The 16,653-nt window shown below is 69.7% G+C and carries 19 protein-coding genes; 11 read left to right on the plus strand and 8 right to left on the minus strand.

Translation table 11 applies throughout. The annotated features are described in order from the left end of the window. From AC3WON_RS29080 to rfaE2, 6 genes are all read left to right on the plus strand, one after another. The coding region (locus AC3WON_RS29080; RefSeq protein ID WP_492353293.1) for an enoyl-CoA hydratase/isomerase family protein at positions 1–821 on the plus strand (821 nt) is incomplete at its 5' end. 74 nt (positions 822–895) lie between these two features. Beyond that, entirely contained in the window at positions 896–1,687 is a 792-nt protein-coding gene (gene phaM, locus AC3WON_RS29085) for a polyhydroxybutyrate granule multifunctional regulator PhaM (RefSeq protein WP_492353294.1), read from the plus strand. A gap of 36 nt (positions 1,688–1,723) precedes the next feature. Continuing rightward, positions 1,724–2,989, plus strand: a complete 1,266-nt coding sequence (locus tag AC3WON_RS29090; protein WP_492320777.1) for a patatin-like phospholipase family protein — start codon at positions 1,724–1,726, stop codon at positions 2,987–2,989. A 200-nt stretch (positions 2,990–3,189) separates the two neighbouring features. Beyond that, positions 3,190–4,053 carry a ferritin family protein gene (locus AC3WON_RS29095; RefSeq protein ID WP_340525810.1) on the plus strand — a complete coding sequence of 288 codons (864 nt, stop codon included), beginning with the start codon at positions 3,190–3,192 and terminating at the stop codon, positions 4,051–4,053. A gap of 404 nt (positions 4,054–4,457) precedes the next feature. Further along, positions 4,458–4,703 carry a hypothetical protein gene (locus AC3WON_RS29100; protein WP_492320778.1) on the plus strand — a complete coding sequence of 82 codons (246 nt, stop codon included), beginning with the start codon at positions 4,458–4,460 and terminating at the stop codon, positions 4,701–4,703. A 102-nt stretch (positions 4,704–4,805) separates the two neighbouring features. Then, the gene (rfaE2, locus tag AC3WON_RS29105) at positions 4,806–5,300 is read left to right on the plus strand and encodes a D-glycero-beta-D-manno-heptose 1-phosphate adenylyltransferase (protein ID WP_010811504.1); all 495 of its coding nucleotides are present in this window, start codon (positions 4,806–4,808) and stop codon (positions 5,298–5,300) included. A gap of 15 nt (positions 5,301–5,315) precedes the next feature. Here the strand turns inward: rfaE2 and AC3WON_RS29110 are convergent, their stop codons facing one another. Genes AC3WON_RS29110 through AC3WON_RS29120 form a run of 3 tightly spaced genes read right to left on the minus strand, consistent with a single transcriptional unit; the run spans position 5,316 to position 7,794 of the window. Further along, complete coding sequence (locus AC3WON_RS29110; RefSeq protein WP_492320779.1) at positions 5,316–6,032, minus strand: SPOR domain-containing protein; 717 nt, start codon at positions 6,030–6,032, stop codon at positions 5,316–5,318. Positions 6,033–6,073: 41 nt separating this feature from the next. Continuing rightward, positions 6,074–6,916, minus strand: coding sequence for a type III pantothenate kinase (locus AC3WON_RS29115; RefSeq protein WP_492353295.1), 843 nt, complete (start codon positions 6,914–6,916; stop codon positions 6,074–6,076). Next, positions 6,913–7,794, minus strand: coding sequence for a biotin--[acetyl-CoA-carboxylase] ligase (locus tag AC3WON_RS29120; RefSeq protein ID WP_492353296.1), 882 nt, complete (start codon positions 7,792–7,794; stop codon positions 6,913–6,915). The genes AC3WON_RS29115 and AC3WON_RS29120 overlap by 4 nt, the downstream gene beginning before the upstream one ends. Positions 7,795–7,965: 171 nt before the next feature. Here AC3WON_RS29120 and AC3WON_RS29125 point away from each other — a divergent pair, with 171 nt between their 5' ends. The 5 genes from AC3WON_RS29125 (at position 7,966) to AC3WON_RS29145 (ending at position 12,861) form a co-directional block, all read left to right on the plus strand. Continuing rightward, positions 7,966–9,102, plus strand: coding sequence for an MlaE family ABC transporter permease (locus AC3WON_RS29125; protein ID WP_492320782.1), 1,137 nt, complete (start codon positions 7,966–7,968; stop codon positions 9,100–9,102). Continuing rightward, positions 9,099–9,953 (plus strand): ABC transporter ATP-binding protein, encoded by an 855-nt coding sequence (locus AC3WON_RS29130; RefSeq protein WP_492353297.1) that lies wholly within the window; start codon positions 9,099–9,101, stop codon positions 9,951–9,953. Before AC3WON_RS29125 ends, AC3WON_RS29130 begins: the two co-directional genes overlap by 4 nt. Beyond that, positions 9,950–10,891, plus strand: coding sequence for an MlaD family protein (locus AC3WON_RS29135; RefSeq protein WP_492320784.1), 942 nt, complete (start codon positions 9,950–9,952; stop codon positions 10,889–10,891). Before AC3WON_RS29130 ends, AC3WON_RS29135 begins: the two co-directional genes overlap by 4 nt. Positions 10,892–10,961: 70 nt before the next feature. Beyond that, the gene (locus AC3WON_RS29140) at positions 10,962–11,591 is read left to right on the plus strand and encodes an ABC-type transport auxiliary lipoprotein family protein (RefSeq protein WP_492320785.1); all 630 of its coding nucleotides are present in this window, start codon (positions 10,962–10,964) and stop codon (positions 11,589–11,591) included. Between the two features lie 19 nt (positions 11,592–11,610). Next, positions 11,611–12,861 carry a VanZ family protein gene (locus AC3WON_RS29145; protein ID WP_492320786.1) on the plus strand — a complete coding sequence of 417 codons (1,251 nt, stop codon included), beginning with the start codon at positions 11,611–11,613 and terminating at the stop codon, positions 12,859–12,861. Between the two features lie 3 nt (positions 12,862–12,864). Here the strand turns inward: AC3WON_RS29145 and pcp are convergent, their stop codons facing one another. From pcp to AC3WON_RS29170, 5 genes are all read right to left on the minus strand, one after another. Continuing rightward, complete coding sequence (gene pcp, locus AC3WON_RS29150; RefSeq protein WP_492353298.1) at positions 12,865–13,515, minus strand: pyroglutamyl-peptidase I; 651 nt, start codon at positions 13,513–13,515, stop codon at positions 12,865–12,867. A 15-nt stretch (positions 13,516–13,530) separates the two neighbouring features. Further along, positions 13,531–14,481, minus strand: coding sequence for a DUF979 domain-containing protein (locus AC3WON_RS29155; protein ID WP_492320788.1), 951 nt, complete (start codon positions 14,479–14,481; stop codon positions 13,531–13,533). Between the two features lie 10 nt (positions 14,482–14,491). Continuing rightward, positions 14,492–15,220, minus strand: a complete 729-nt coding sequence (locus AC3WON_RS29160) for a DUF969 domain-containing protein (RefSeq protein WP_492320789.1) — start codon at positions 15,218–15,220, stop codon at positions 14,492–14,494. 100 nt (positions 15,221–15,320) lie between these two features. Then, positions 15,321–16,061, minus strand: coding sequence for a 5-oxoprolinase subunit PxpA (gene pxpA, locus AC3WON_RS29165; protein ID WP_492320790.1), 741 nt, complete (start codon positions 16,059–16,061; stop codon positions 15,321–15,323). A gap of 55 nt (positions 16,062–16,116) precedes the next feature. After that, a partial coding sequence (locus AC3WON_RS29170; RefSeq protein WP_492353299.1) for a 5-oxoprolinase subunit C family protein occupies positions 16,117–16,653 on the minus strand: 537 nt, incomplete at its 5' end.

Genomic DNA, 16,653 nt, shown 5'->3' on the forward strand with positions numbered 1-16,653 from the left:
CCGCTGACTCCACCCCCCTCTCCCCCCGCTACGAGCGCTATCGCGCACTGACGCTGCGCCGCCACGGCCCCATCCTCGAAATCATCATGGGCGCGGCCCAGTCGGCCAACCAGAAGCTGGCCACGGCGGACGCCAGCATGCACCGCGAGCTGGCCGAGATCTGGCGCGACGTATCCGCCGACCCCGAGGTGCGCGTGGCGCTGATCCGCGGCGAGGGCAAGGGCTTCTCCGCCGGCGGCGACCTGGCGCTGGTGGAGGACATGGCCAACGACTTCGAGACCCGCACCCGCGTCTGGCACGAGGCGCGCGACCTGGTCTACAACGTCATCAACTGCGACAAGCCGGTGGTCTCCGCCATGCACGGTCCCGCTGTCGGCGCCGGGCTGGTGGCGGGCCTGCTGGCTGATATCTCGATCGCGGCCAGGAGCGCGCGCATCGTCGACGGCCATACCCGGCTGGGCGTGGCCGCGGGTGACCATGCCGCGATCGTGTGGCCGCTGCTGTGCGGAATGGCCAAGGCCAAGTACTATCTGATGCTGTGCGAGTCGGTCAGCGGCGAGGAAGCCGAGCGGATCGGCCTGGTCTCGCTGGCGGTGGAAGAGGACGAACTGGTGGCGCGCGCGTTCGAGGTGGCCAACCGGCTGGCGGCCGGGTCGCAGACCGCGATCCGCTGGACCAAGTACGCCCTCAACAACTGGCTGCGCATGGCCGGCCCCGCCTTCGATACCTCGCTGGCGCTTGAATTCATGGGCTTTGCCGGCCCCGACGTGCACGAAGGCGTGGCGAGCCTGCGCCAGAAGCGGCCGCCACAGTTCAGGTAACGACGACGCAGCCGCCGGCCCGACGGGCCCTCCTGGCCAATCCCGGGGCTGCGCCGCACACGGAGCGCTCGACCATGTTCGGACAGATTCCCGATTTCACCAACGGCTTCGACTTCATGCGCCGGCTGTGGGGCAGCGGCAGCGGCATGCCCGCCGGCATGATGCCCGGCCTGCAGGCAATGACGCCGCCGATGGACCTCGACGACCTCGACAAGCGCATTGCCGACCTGAAGGCCGTGGAGAGCTGGCTGCAACTGAACACCAACCTGCTGCGCACCACCATCCAGGGCCTGGAAGTGCAGCGCGCCACGCTGGTGGCGCTGCAGACCTTCGGCAACGCGCTGTCGCCCGAGGCCATGCAGTCCGCCATGGAAAACGTCGCGCGCGCGGCCAACACGCCCAGCGCCGCTGCGCCGGAGCGCGCCGCCGGCGCGGATGCCGGCAGCGGTGCGCAACCGGAGCCGCCTGCCGCCGAGCACCCGCAAGCTGCGGCAAGCGACACCGATTCCGCCTTGCCGCCCAATGCCGCACTGTGGTGGGACCTGCTGCAACAGCAGTTCAACCAGATCGCCAGCAGCGCCGCCGCGGCCAGCATCGCCCCGTTCGGCATGGGCGGCGTGGGCGGCTTCGGCGCCGCAGCCGGCCCCGACGCCGCAGCGCAAGCGGCGGCTGCAAAGCCGAAGACGGACGCGCCTGGCAAGGCCGCCTCCGCCGGCACGGGCAAGCCTGCCGCCAGGAAAGCGCCGGTAAAGAAGGCGCCGGCCAAGAAGGCGGCCAAGGCAAAGCCGGCCAAGGACGCGGGCAACGGCGATGACAATGGCAAGAACGGGGGCAGCAACGGCGCCAACGGCAGCAGCGCAGCCTGACCGCCAGATACCCGACAAATCGTCCACACCAACGCAATGCACCGCGAGTCCTTCCCGCCCCCCCACCGCGCGCTGCAATCCGGACCCAACCCCGCCGCCACCGCGCTGATCATGATGGGCGGCGGCGCGCGCGCCGCCTACCAGGCTGGCGTGCTGAGCGGGCTGGCGCGCATTGCCGCGCGGCACGGCAAGGGCCATGGCGCGATGCCCTTCGGCATCATCGCCGGAACCTCGGCAGGGGCGATCAACGGCGCCGGGCTGGCGATCCAGGCGGGGGACTTCCAGGCCGCCACGCAGAGCCTGGCGGCGCTGTGGCACAGCATCCATGCCGACGACGTCTACCGCACCGACGTGCTGCGCGTGGGCATGTCGGGTGCGCGCTGGCTGTCCACGCTGGCGCTGGGCTGGGCCACGCAGCGGCGCGCGCCCCGCGCCCTGTTCGACAACACCCCGCTGGGCAGCATGCTGGGCGAGCTGTTCGAGCCCGAGCGCGTGCAGGCCAGCCTGGACAGCGGTGCGCTGCAGGCCTTCGCGGTCACCGCGCTGTCCTACAGCACCGGGCGCCACGTGACCTTCTATCAGTCGCACCACCGCATCCATCCGTGGCACCGCAGCCAGCGCATTGCGATCCCGGCGCAGATCACGGTGGACCACCTGCTGGCATCCGCGTCGATCCCGTTCCTGTTCCCGGCGATGCCGCTGGAGCTGGACGGCCACCATGAGTGGTTCGGCGACGGCACCATGCGGCAGATGTCGCCGCTGTCGCCGGCGATCCACCTGGGCGCGTCGCGCGTGCTGGCGATCGGCGCAGCCTCGCGCCAGCGCTCGGGCTGGTACGACACCATGCCGGCCGGGGGCTACCCGTCGCTGGCGCAGGTGGGCGGACAGGCGCTGGCCAGCATCTTCCTGGACGGGCTCAACGCCGACCTGGAACGGCTGCTGCATATCAACCGCCTGCTGGCGCGCATGCCGGAGCTGGCCGGCGACCGCGAGGGCTGGCGCCCGGTGCAGGTGATGACGATCTCCCCCAGCGAGCCGATCGAAGCCATTGCCGCCGAGCACCAGAAGCAGCTGCCGCGCACGGTGCGCGCGCTGCTGGCGCCACTGGGCGGCACCGAGGCGCGCGGCGCCGCCTTCGCCAGCTACCTGCTGTTCGAACCCGCCTTCACCCAGGCCCTGATGGCACTGGGCGAGCGCGATGCCGAAGCCCAGGCGGACGAACTGGCGGCGTTCCTGTTCGGCGTCGTCCCGGGCACGCCACCGGCCGCGCTGCCGGTGGACGAACGCGCGCTTTCGCCCTGAGCACCCGCCCGCACATGGGGTCCTGCCAGGCGCCGCGGCTGGCACATTGGCGCCTCGGCGCTCCGCTGATCGCCCGCAATATGCAGCCCGCTGCGCCAATCCGCGTCAAAAAGCGTTGCATTTGCCCCGATCCGGACTAAAAAAGGAGAAGAGAATAATTCGCATCTGGTAGAATCTGCCCGTAATTTCAAAGGCTTACCATGCTCTACCCCGAACTGTTCAAATCGTTGGAAGCCGTCCGCTGGCACATGGACAAGGACATCCCCTGGGACTCCTTTGACGCCAGCATGCTGACGGACGACCAGGCCAAGACCATTCGCATGAACGCGATCACGGAATGGTCCGCCTTGCCCGCGACCGAGATGTTCCTGCGCGACAACCGCCACGATTCTGATTTTTCGGCGTTCATGAGCATCTGGTTCTTCGAGGAACAGAAGCACTCGCTGGTGCTGATGGAGTACCTGCGCCGCTTCCGCCCGGACCTGGTGCCGACCGAGGAAGAACTGCACGCGGTGCGCTTCGAGTTCGACCCGGCTCCGCCGCTGGAAACCCTGATGCTGCATTTCTGCGGCGAGATCCGCCTGAACCACTGGTACCGCCGCGCCGCCGAATGGCACACGGAACCGGTGATCAAGCATATCTACCGCACCCTGTCGCAGGATGAAGCCCGCCATGGCGGCGCCTACCTGCGCTACATGAAGAAGTACCTGGCGCAGTTCGGCGACAGCGCGCGCGCCGCCTTTGCCAAGATCGGCGTGCTGATGGCCTCGGCCCGCCGCACCGAGAAGCCGCTGCATCCGACCAACCTGCACGTCAACAAGGCGCTGTTCCCCAACGACACGGTGCAGTCGCGCCTGCCGGACCCGGACTGGCTCGAGCACTGGCTGGACGAGCAGATCCGCTTTGACGAAGGCTGGGAGAAGAAGGTCATCGAACGGATCCTGCACAACATGTCGCTGCTGTTCGAACGCACCTTCGAAACCGTGCAGGACCTGAACCGCTACCGCAAGGAACTGAACGCCAGCCTGCAAGGCACGGGCGGAGCCCAGCCGGCGCAAGCCTGAGCGGCCAGTCCGACAGCACGAAAAAAAGCCCCGCCGAAGCGGGGCTTTTCTTTTCCCTTCTTTTGCCTTGACGCATTCCCGACAAATGCGACCCGCCGCGGCGCACCGGACCTGGTCCGGCTGTGGCGGGTATTCTGCAATGCTGATTTCCTTGTCCTGGAAATTCAAGCGCCTGGCATGATAAACGAGCCAGCTGCCATGCAGGTAGTAGCCGGTTACTACATTGCTCCATTCCCGTCCCGCGCACTGCCGCGCTCTCGCGCGGCGGCGGCAAACCCATCCCTGGCGCCCGCTTATCGAATAGATTTATATCCGGAAATAGAATATTTAAATCACGCTTCAATTACCCTGGCCCTCAATTCGATGTAAATCCAGCATTACGAATTCATTTAATTCGCGGTGTAATGCCTCGCATCGGAATTAGCGCCAGCCGCAGCTGGCAATTCTCCGCAGCGCCATTTACCCGGTGGCATCGCGGCACTTGGGGCGGCAACGCGCAGGCCGCGCATATCGACGCCGTGCGGCAGGCGCTGCAGGGCACCTTGCGCGGCATTGCCACCGCGCCGGTGCAGCAGGCCCGGCCGGTCTCCGATCCGGCAGCCAGGGATGTCGCCAACGACGCGGCCATGAGGCTGTGCGTGACGGGGTAACCAGGACCCCGCCGCCGGCGGGGACCCCAAGAAGGGGTACCATCTCGGGCAAGCACGCCGGCTCCGACCAGGGGCCGGCCTCCACTTTCCGATGCCGACCCCATGTCCGTACCCGCTTTCGAATCCAAGCTGACCCTGCCCGACACCCCCGCCGCGCTGGCCGCGCGCATCGCCGCCTTGCCGCGCCCGCTGGTGTTCACCAATGGCGTCTTCGACATCCTGCACCGCGGCCATGCCACCTACCTGGCACAGGCGCGCGCACTGGGCGCAAGCCTGGTGGTCGGCGTCAACAGCGATGCTTCCGTAAAGATGCTGGGCAAGGGCGACGACCGCCCGCTGAACCATGAATCGGACCGCATGGCGCTGCTGGCCGCGCTGGAATCGGTCGACCTGGTGGCGATGTTCCGCGAGCAGACCCCGGTGGAGCTGATCCGCCTGGTGCGCCCCGACATCTACGTCAAGGGCGGCGACTACGATATCGACACGCTGGAAGAAACCCGGCTGGTGCGCAGCTGGGGCGGCCAGGCCTACGCCATCCCCTTCCTGCACGACCGCTCGACCACCAAGCTGCTGACCAGGGTGCGCCAGGGCAGCTAAGGCAGCCCAGGGCGCTCAGGAGCAGGCCAGCACGTCCTCGGCGCCGTAGCGCTGGCGCATGGCCTCGAGCCGGGCACGCGCCGCGTGGTCGGCATCGCGCACGCGCAGCCACTGCCGCGTGAGCGGCCGCGCGGCCTCGGTCAGCATGGCGGTACGCACGCCGTGGCCGCGCAGGGTATCGAGATACTGCTCGGCACGCTCGCGCTCGCGGAAGAGTCCCAGCGACACCGTATAGGTGGCGGTCTCGGGCGTGCCGGCGGTCACCAGCGAGTACTCGGTCACATTACGCCGGCGCAGTTCGGCCAGCTTGCGCTCGGCATGCTCGCGCGTGGGCTGCGCGGGCAGATGGACCCACCAGCGCACCTGTTCCTGCCGCGCGAACGCTTCCACGCGCAGCGCGGCGGCGGCCAGGTCTTCAGTGGCACGGCGCGCCGCCTGGGCGCTGAAGCCACCGATCTCGATGCAGGCTGCCGCCAGCGTGGCCGACGGCAGCGCGCTGCGCGGTGCGGCACCCGCCGCCGGTGCCGACGCCGGCGCCTGCACCCGCATCCGCTCCCCACGAACTTGCTGCTGCAGCCGCTGCGGTTCACGCGGGGTTTCAAACCAGCCGGCCAGCGGGTTCGCGCCGAACACCCCCAGCACCGCTCCCAGCAGCACGGCATTGGCGAGCAGCAGCAACAGCGGGACGATGCGTGGCGAGCGTGGCCGGGCGGGCTGGCCTGGGGCGGTCATGGGTCGGGGCGGATTGAGGCGTGTGGGAAGTTGCGCTGCGGCTAGTCGCCGGACGATGCCATCGCGTGCAGGCCGAGCAGCACCAGATTATCGTGCATCTCGAACGGCACGGCGAGCGCGCCTGCCAGCGCGCCGCGGGCACCGCCGGACAGCAGGCAGCGCACGGCACGACGCGCCGGCCCGCGCTCGCCCAGCGCGCGCCAGGTGCGTTCGATGGCGCCGGCCTGCGCGGCCTGGCAGCCCGCGGCAATGGCGTCGTGCGTATTGTCGGCCCAGCGCAGGTGCGCGCCGGCCACGGTGCCGGCATCGTCCACGTCCAGCGCCGGCAGCTGCGCGGTGTTGCGTGCCAGCGTGCCCAGCATCAGCGCCAGCCCGGGCAGGATCAGGCCGCCCTCGAAGCGCGCGCTGCCATCCGCCGCGGCCGTGACGATATCCAGCGTGGTGGCCGTGCCCGCGGTCACCACTAGCAGCGTGTCGTGCGGCAGCCAGCGGTGCGCGCCGATGGCGCCGACCCAGCGATCCACGCCCAGTTGCGTGGGCTCGCGGTAGCCGTTGGCCAGGTTGCCGTGCGCGGCGGCGCTGCGCACCCATTGCACCGGCGCACAGGCCCCGAAGGCGTCGGCCAGCGCGGCATCCACGGCGGCCGCGATCACCGGCCCGGCGACGTTGCTGATCCACACCGACGGCATCGGCCCGCTGCCACGCAGCGCGCGCAGGTCAGCGGCCAGCGCCTGCAGTGCGCCGGCGTCGGCATGGGTAACCGCGCCGCCGTGCTGCCACGGCGTGGGCAGCGCGCCGGTGGCGGGCAGCGCCGCACCAGCTTCGCACCAGGCCCACTTGAGGCGGGTATTGCCGATATCGATCAGCAGACGCGGCGCGCTCATGCGCTGTCTCCCAGCCCCGGCGCGGGCCGCAGCGACAGCTCGCCGCTGGCGATGCGCTCGAGCCCCGCCGGCGTTTCCAGCAGCAGGTGGCCAGCCTCGTCGACGCCGCGCGCCATGCCTTCGGCGATCACCTTGCCCTCGTGCAGCAGCCGCACCGGCTGGTCGCGGTAGGCATCGGCCGCGGACCAGCGCCGCGCCATCGGCCCGAAACCGTGCGCCAGGAACGCGGTGCGCATGGCCGCCAGCCGTTCCAGCAGCGCGGCCAGCAGGCGCGGGGCATCGCGCTGCGCGTCGAAGCCGGGCATGGCCTCGGCCACGCCAGCCAGCTCGCGGCCCAGCGCCGCCTCCATCTGCGCGTCGCGCACCAGGTTCAGGCCGATGCCGATCACAGCCCAGACCCGCTGCGGCCCGGCGGGCACCGACTCGATCAGGATGCCGGCCAGCTTGCGGCCATCGATCTGGAGGTCGTTGGGCCATTTCAGCCCGATCCGTGCGCCGAGTCGCGCATCGACATCGCCCAGGGCCTCGGCCAGCGCCAGGCCCACGGCCAGGCTCAGGCCGCTCAGTTGCGCCGGCGCCAGCGCCAGCGGCAGTGCCACCGAGAAGGTCATGCCTGCCTGCCCCTGCCACGGCCGGCCCTGGCGCCCGCGCCCGGCGGTCTGGCGGTAAGCCAGGCGCAGCCTGGCGGCGTCGGTCCACGGCGCCTGGCGGCAGGCCGCGGTCAGGTCGGCATTGGTGGAGCCGGTTTGCTCCACCAGCTCCAGCGTCCAGTCGCTCAGCGCGGGCGACAGCATGCCGCGCAGCGCGCCGGCATCGATGCGCCAGTTGGCGCCGGATGGGGCGGAAGGGTCGGATGGAGTCGGAGGAACGGCGGACATGCGCGGCAAAGGGTTGGGATCGATGGCGATCGTAGAAAACACAGGCGGGGACGGGGTGCGGCCCGGCTGCCTGCGGCAGATGCCGCATTGTAGCCGCGCCGCCGCCTCGGCACGGCGCGGTCGCGTCAGCGGGGCGGGTGGCTTAGAATCGAGACTCGGCCATCACATCGCATGCCCTTGGAACGCCAGACGACGCCAGACTTCCATATCACGCGCGGGGACGGAACCGTCAGCGTAGCGCTGCGTGGCGACTGGACCGCGCTCGCCCTGGCCGGCTGCCGCCAGGCGCGGCAGCTGCGCGCGCAACTGCGCGAGCTGGCGCAGGCGCAGGACGGCGCGCAGTGGTCGCTGGCAGACGTCGAGCGGCTGGACCACATCGGCGCGCATCTGCTGTGGCAGGCCTGGAACGGCCAGCTGCCGCAGCAGCTGGATGCCACCGACGGCCAGCGCCGCGTATTCGAGCGCATCGCCGCGGTGCACGACGAGGGCTGGAAGAAGCACATGGTGGACCGCTTCAACCCGATCACGCTGTTCGGCGCCAACGTGCTGTCGTTCGGCGCGCAGCTGCGCAGCGGCATCACCATGCTGGGCCAGCTCGCTTTCGATCTGCTGCGCTTTGCGGGTGTGCCGCAGCGCGGCCCATGGCGCGAGATCTCGGCCAATATCTACAACGTGGGCTACAAGGCGCTGGGCATCACCGCGCTGGTCGGCTTCCTGATCGGCATCGTGCTGTCCTACCTGTCGGCCAACCAGCTGCGCACCTTCGGCGCCAGCACCTTTATCGTCAACATCCTGGGCATGGCGGTGATCCGCGAGCTGGGCCCGGTGCTGGCGGCGATCCTGATCGCGGGGCGCTCGGGTTCAGCCATCACTGCGCAGATCGGCGTGATGCGCGTGACCGAGGAGCTCGACGCGATGCGCGTGATGGGCATCTCGCACGGCTTCCGGCTGATCATGCCGCGCGTGATCGCGCTGGCCATCGCCATGCCGCTGCTGGTGGCGTGGACCGACGTGATGGCGCTGGCCGGTGGCATGCTGGCCGCGCGCATGCAGTTGGGCATCAGTGCCACCTTCTTCCTGCGCGAGCTGCCCGATGCGGTGCCGGTAGCCAACCTGTGGCTGGGCCTGGGCAAGGGCGTGGTGTTCGGCATCCTGATCGCCCTGACGGCATGCCACTTCGGGCTGCGCATCAAGCCCAATACGCAAAGCCTGGGCGAAGGCACCACCGCCTCAGTGGTGACCGCGATCACCATCGTGATCCTGGCCGACGCGGTCTTCGCCGTCCTGTTCAAGGACGTGGGCCTGTGAGCGCCGCGCCAGCTACCGCCACCCAGGACGGGAAGGTCCAAAAGGACCGCACCCCGGTCATCGAGGTGCGCAACCTGGTCAAGCGCTTCGGCAAGGCCATGGTGCATGACCACGTGAACCTGGACGTCTACCGCGACGAGGTGCTGTCGATCGTGGGCGGGTCCGGCAGCGGCAAGACCGTGCTGCTGCGCCAGATCGTGGGGCTGGAGCGGCCCACCTCGGGCAGCATCAAGGTGTTCGGCGAGGACCCGACCCGGCTGCGCCCGGCGCAGCTGCAGGCGCTGCGCAACCGCTGGGGGCTGCAGTTCCAGCGCGGCGCACTGTTCTCGGCGCTGTCGGTGATCGACAATATCGCGCTGCCGCTGCGTGAGCTGCGCGCGCTGCCCGACAACCTGATCTGCCAGGCCGCGCTGCTCAAGCTGCAGTTGGTGGGCCTGTCGGCGCGCGATGCCGACAAGATGCCGTCGGACCTGTCCGGCGGCATGATCAAGCGCGTGGCGCTGGCGCGCGCGCTGGCGCTGGAGCCCGAGCTGCTGTTCCTGGACGAGCCCACCGCCGGGCTGGACCCGATGGCCTCGGACGACTACGTGGCGCTGATCCGCGAACTGCGCCGCGAACTGGGCCTGACCGTGGTGATGATCACGCACGACCTGGACACGCTGGTGGCGTTGTCCGACCGCGTCGCGGTGCTGGCCGACCACAAGGTGATCGCCGCGGCGCCGATCCCTGAAGTGGTGAAGGTGGACCACCCCTTCATCCGCGAGTATTTCCTGGGCGAGCGCGCCCAGCGCGCCATGCAGGCGCTGCAGCTGCACGCGCAGCCGGATGCGCCGCCCCCTGGAGAAGCATGATGGAAAACAAGTCACACGCATTCCTTGCCGGCGTGTTCACCATCGGCCTGGCCGTGCTGGTGCTGTTCGCGATCTTCTGGTTCAGCACCGACCACGCGGTGCGCGTGCCGTATGACCTGATCACACGCTCCACCGTCAACGGTCTGCAGCCGCAGGGCGATGTGAAATACCGCGGGCTTGCGGTGGGCAAGGTCGAGTCGATCAAGTTCGACCCGCAGGTGCCGGGCCAGATCATTGTGCGCGTCAACGTCAACAAGGACACGCCGATCACGCGCACCACCTATGGCACGCTGGGCTTCCAGGGCGTGACCGGAATCGCCTACGTGCAGCTGGACGACAGCGCTACGCACGACGGCGCCACGGCCTCGCCGCCGCTGCCGACCTCGCCCAAGGCGGTGGCGCGCATCGCCATGCGCCCCGGCTTCTTCGAAGAGCTGGAAAAGCGCGGCGATTCGCTGCTAACCCAGACTGAAACGCTGATGGCCTCGCTCAACGACATGTTCCAGGGCGCCAACCGCGCCGAACTGATGGCCGCGATCCGCTCGGTGCGCAAGACCGCCGAGGACTACTCGCGGCTGTCCGATTCGCTGGGCCCGGCCGCCAACCGGCTGCCGAAGGTGACCGAGAACCTGAACGCCACGCTGGAATCGACCCGGCGCCTGACGCAGGAGCTGGCCAACCCCAACGGCACGGTGATGCGCACCGTCGACAGCGTCGGCCGCGACCTGCAGGGCGCGGCCTCGTCGGTGCAGTCCGCGGCGGGCACCTTCAGCGAAGAGACCCTGCCGCAGCTCAATGGCCTGGCCCGCGACGCGCGCCAGACCGCGCGCACCTTCGAGCGCGCCGCCGGCCAGTTCAACGAAAGCCCGAGCAGCGTGCTGTTCGGCGCGCCCGCGCCCGCGCCGGGTCCGGGCGAGCCGGGCTTCAGCGCACCGTAGCGCGGCCCGCATGCCGCCCCTCACCCGATACCGCCAACCGCGAGATACCGCCGTGAACCCTGCGACCGAGATGCCACGCTTGCTCCGATCCGCGCGCTCCCGCCTCCAGGCCGCCCTGCTGCTGGCCGCCGCGGGGCTGGCGCTGTCAGGCTGCGCGCTGACGCGCGGCAACGACCCCACCGTCACCTACGACCTCGGCCCGCCGGCCGCCACCCCACCCGGCAACGGGAACCCTGCGCCGGCGCGGCTGCCCAAACTGCGCGTGGCGCAGACCGACGGGCCCAACTGGCTGGATGGCAACGCCCTCTTCTACCGGCTGCAGTATGCGCAGGCGCAGCGCCTGCAGGCCTACGCCACGCAGCGCTGGGTGATGTCGCCCACGCGCCTGTTCGACGAGCGGCTGCGCGAGGCCGTGGCCGCGCGCGGCACGCTGAGCTGGTTCGGCGACAGCAGCGTGCCGGCGCTGAAGGTGGACCTGATCGAGTTCGACCAGGTGTTCGACAGCGCCACCACCAGCGAAGGCGTGGTGCGGCTGCGCGCCACGGTGTTCCAGCATGGCATGCTCGGCCAGCAGACCTTCGAGGCACGCCGGCCCGCTGCCAGCGCCGATGGCGCCGGCGGCGTCAAGGCCCTGGCCGAGGCCAGCGACGCGGTGATCGCGGCGCTGCTCGACTGGATCGGCACGCTGCAGCTAAAGTAGACACGCAAGGAGAAATGCCATGGAGCCGGCTCCCCCGCCGCCCTCCGCGCCGCCCCCGGCGGCTCAGTCAACGCCGGAAGCCTCCGGCCCGCAGCACTCGCCGCTGGCCCGGGTGGGGCTGATTTGCTTCACGCTGCTGGTCGTGTACGCCAGCCTGTACCCGTTCTCGGGCTGGGTCGACAACGGCGTTTCGCCGTTTGCCTTCCTGAGCGCGCCCAAGCCGCGCTACATCACCGACTTCGATCTGCTGACCAATGTGCTGGGGTACTTCCCGTTCGGCGCGCTGGTGGTGCTGTCGCTGCATCCGCGCATGTCGGGCGGGCGCGCCACGCTGGTGGCGCTGGTGGCCGGGACGCTGCTGGCGGCCTGCATGGAGGCCTTCCAGACCTGGCTGCCAAGCCGCATCTCTTCCAATATCGACCTGATCACCAATGCGCTGGGCGCGCTGCTGGGAGGCGCGGTGGTGGCGCCGTTCACCCGGGCCCTGATCGACGACGGGCGCCTGACCCGCCTGCGCCATGCGTGGTTCGAGCCGCACGCCAGCTTTGCCATCATCCTGCTGCTGCTGTGGCCGTTTGCGCAGGTGTTTCCGCAAGAACACCTGTTCGGCATGGGCGGCATCGTGCGCGAATGGCTGACCGACCCGGAGTCCTGGCCGATGCAGGCGCTGCAGATGGTGTTCCCGCAGCTTGAGGCCTGGCAGGACCATATCGGCCTGCGGCCCGAGGACATGCAGAGCCAGCAGTTGCTGGAATCGCTGGTGACCGCCAGCAGCTGGGTCGGCACCGGCCTGTTCGCCTCGATCGCGATGCGCCGCAGCGCGCCGATGCTGCGCATCCTGGCCGGCCTGCTGGCCGCGGCGCTGCTGCTCAAGGCCACCGCGGCCGAACTGCAGTTTCCGTCCGAGAGCGCCTTTGTCTGGCTGTCCGAGGGCGGCCGCTTTGCCCTGCTGACCAGCTCGCTGGTGCTGGCGCTGCTGCTGTACCTGCCGCGCTGGCTGCGCGCGGTGCTGGCAATGGTGGCGCTGATCGTGCTGGTGGTGCTGACCAATGTGCTGCCATCCAACCCCTATGCGTGGATCTCGGAGCAAGGCTGGCGCATGGGCCGCTTCATCCACTTCAACAGCCTGGCGCAATGGCTGGGCTGGCTGTGGCCATTCCTGGCGTTCTGCTATGTGACCTGGCGCTTCGAACAGGTCAGCCTGCGCCGCCATGCCATGAAAAAAGCCGCGGCGCGCCGTGAGGCGGCCGCGGCCGGTACGCAGGAATAGGCACTAATGCAGTTGCCCGCCTTGCTCGCGCACATCGGCGCGGGTCGACAGCGCCGCCGCCACCGCCGCGCGCAATCCCTTCACCAGCGTTTCCTGCGCCAGGCTGGGCTGGCCCGGATGGCGCGCCGCCTGCTCGGGCAGGTAGGGGATATGGATAAAGCCACCGCGCACGTCGCCATCCGGCTGCTGCGCCAGCCGGTGCATCAGCCCATAGAAGACATGGTTGCAGACGAAGGTGCCGGCGGTCTGCGACACCGAGGCCGGCACGCCCGCCGCGCGCATGTCGCGCACCATCGCCTTGATCGGCAGCGTGGCAAAGTAGGCGGCCGGGCCGCCCGCGACGATGGCGGTATCGATCGGCTGGGCGCCGGCGTTGTCGGCAATGCGCGCATCGTCGACATTGATCGCCACGCGCTCCACCGACATTTCGGCGCGCCCGCCGGCCTGGCCCACGGCAATCACCAGCGCGGGCCCCAGCACGTCGACCAGCTCGCCGATGGTATCGATCGCCGCGCCGAACACGCACGGCAGCTGCCGCGCCACGATCACCGCGTCGCCCACGCGCTCGCCGTCGAGCACGCGCACGGCCTCCCATGAGGGATTGATCGGTTCATTCTCGAACGGCTCGAAGCCGGTCAGCAGCACAGTACGCATGGCAGGGCTCCGCGGTTACATCAGGAAGTACAGCAGCGCGATATTGGCCACCAGGATCGCCAGCGCGGTCGGCACCTGCGCGCGGATCACGGCGTTCTTGTCGTCGAGTTCCAGCAGCGCCGCCGGCACGATATTGAAGTTGGCCGCCATCGGCGTCATCAGCGTACCGCAATAGCCCGAGAACATGCCGATCGCCGCCATCACCGCCGGGTTGCCGCCGAACATGCCGACCAGGATCGGCACGCCCACGCCGCCGGTCATCACCGGGAAGGCCGCGAAGCCGTTGCCCATGATCACGGTGAACAGCGCCATGCCGACGCAATAGACCGCCACCGCCACCAGCTTGTAGTCCATGTTGATATAGGCGGTGGACAGGTGCGCCACGGCCTTGCCCACGCCCGCGTCGGCGAACACCAGGCCCAGCATCGCCAGCATCTGCGGCAGCACCAGCGCCCAGCCCAGCGACTCGGTCAGCCGGCGCGACTCGCGCAGGCCCTGCGCCACGGTGTCGCGCGTGAGCCAGCACACCACCGCCAGCGAGATCAGGCAGCCGATCCCCAGCGAGACAAAGGTCACGTTCTTGGGATCGAGCAGCGGCAGGCCGGCGATCTTGACGTCCTTGAACAGCATGGTGCCGATCACCGTCACCAGCGGGATCAGCAGCGCCGGGATGAACAGCTTGTTGCCCAGGCGGCGCGCACTGGCGCGGCGTTCTTCCTCGGGCAGGCTGTGGTGCTTGCCGTGGCCGACGCCGCCGAAGCCCGCAATCAGCGCCATCACCACCGCGCCGATGCCGACCGCGGCCGGCGGCAGCCGGTCGCCAATCAGGAACACGATCGCGTACAGCAGCCAGAACAGGCCGGTGCTGAGGCGGCGCGGATGCTCGCGGTCGGCGAAGGTCATCAGCGCGGTGATCGCCAGCACCAGGCCGGCGAGCCAGTAGAGATATTCGATGGAAACGATCATGGCGGGCTCCTTACTCCGCGCTCTTGGCAGGCACGGCGGCCGCGGCGGCCTTGCCGCCCAGTTCGCGCTCGAGCCAGCGGTCCAGGCGCTTCAGGCGCACGGCGTGGATCAGGAAGGCGCAGATCGCCGTGGGGATGCCCCACACGGCAATATGCAGCGGCTCCACGTCGATGTTCGACGACAGCAGGAAGGTATGCATCAGCGCGATCGCGCCGAAGGCCACGAAGATGTCCTCGCCAAAGAACAGGCCGACATTGTCGGTGGCGGCGCAGAACGCCAGCACGCGCTGGCGCACCGGCTCGGGCAGGTGGCCGAAGCGGTTCTCGGCCGCACCCTCGGCCATCGGCGCCAGCAGCGGGCGCACCATCTGCGGGTGCCCGCCCAGGCTGGTCAGGCCGATCGCGGCGGTCAGCTCGCGCACGCCCAGGTAGACGATCAGCAGGCGGCCAACCGTGGCCGAGGCAATGCGCGCGATCCATGCCTGCGCATGCTCGCGCAGCCCGTGCCGCTCCAGCAGGCCGATCACGGCCAGCGGCAGCAGGATGATCAGCGGCAGGTTGCGCGCCTTGACGAAGGCGGTGCCGATCGCCGAGAAGATCTGCATCAGCGGCATCGGCGCGGCCAGCCCCGTGGCCAGCGCGGCGAGCACCACCACCAGCATGGGATTGAAGCGCAGCACGAAGCCGATGATGATGACGCCGACCCCGACAAGGGGCCAGAGATTGACTGCCTGTTCCATAAGAGACACCAAACGAATGTGACGGGGGCGAGCGGACGGCAGCCGTGTCAGCGCACGACGGCGCCGGCCGCAGTGGATGCTGGCGGTTGAGACGGAGTGCTCAGTCGCCGGCGCGGACCGCGATGCCTTCCGCGCCCAGCCGTTCCCGGATGCGCCGCGCAAAGGCCAGCGCGTGGGCGCCGTCGCCGTGCAGACACACGGTTTCGGCTTGAATCGGTACCCAGGTGCCGTCGATGGCGCGCACGCGTTTCTCGCGCACCATGGTCAGGGTCTGGTTCAGGGCGACTTCCTCGTCCTCATGCAGCGCGCCCGGCGTGCCGCGCTTGACCAGCGTGCCGTCGGGGTTGTAGCCGCGGTCGGCAAAGACCTCCTGCTTGACGCGCAGGCCGGCCTCTTTGGCGATATCGATCATCTGGCTGCCGGCCAGGCCGAAGAACACCAGGTCGGCATCGAAGTCGCGCACCGCGCGCACGATGGCGCGGGCCAGCGCGGGGTCGCGCACGGCCTGGTTGTACAGCGCGCCATGCGGCTTGACGTGATGCAGCTCGCCGCCCTGCGCGCGCACGATCGCGTCGAGCGCGCCGATCTGGTACAGCACGTCGGCGTAGACGTGTTCCGGGTCGCGCTGCATCTCGGTGCGGCCGAAGTTCTCGCGGTCCGGGTAGCTCGGGTGCGCCCCGATCGCCACGCCGCGCTCCAGCGCCCACTTCACCGTCTGCAGCATGGTGGCCGCGTCGCCCGCGTGCCAGCCGCATGCGATATTGGCCGAACTGATCAGCGCCAGCAGCGCCTCGTCGTTGGCACAGCCTTCGCCAAGGTCAGCGTTCAAATCGATCTGCATTGCCATTCTCCTGTGCGGCGCACTGCGTCGCCCGATTGATGTTGCGCGTGCGCGCCTATGCCGCCACGCGCGTGCGTGCGCGCCGCCGCGCGGCGATGGGCATGCCATCGCCCTGCCACCGCAGCGCCTGGTCGATCTGGCGCAGGTAGCGCTCCAGCTCGGCCTGCGCCGCCTCTGCCTGCGCCAGCGTCACCTGCACGAAACGCACCGGCGCACCCAGCGGCACCTGCGCCAGCCGCCACAGGTCCGCGCCGATCACCACGCCGATCTTGGGATAGCCGCCGGTGGTCTGCGCATCGGCCATCAGCGCGATCGGCTGGCCGCCCGGCGGCACCTGCATCACGCCCGGCACCACGCCATGCGAGAGCAGGTCGGCGCTGCGCTCGGCGCGCCGCGCCAGCGCGGGCCCGTTCAGGCGCAGCCCCATGCGGTTGCTGTTGGGCGTGACGGTCCAGTCGGCCTGCCACAGCGCGGCCTGCGAGGCCGCGTCGAAGTCTTCATATTCAGGCCCCGGCAGCATCCGGACCGGCGTGGCCTTGCCCGCGATGCTGGCGGGCAGCGCCCACGCCGGCGCCTGCACGCCGATCCAGTC

It is taken from the genome of Cupriavidus sp. FW305-46, assembly GCF_058787075.1.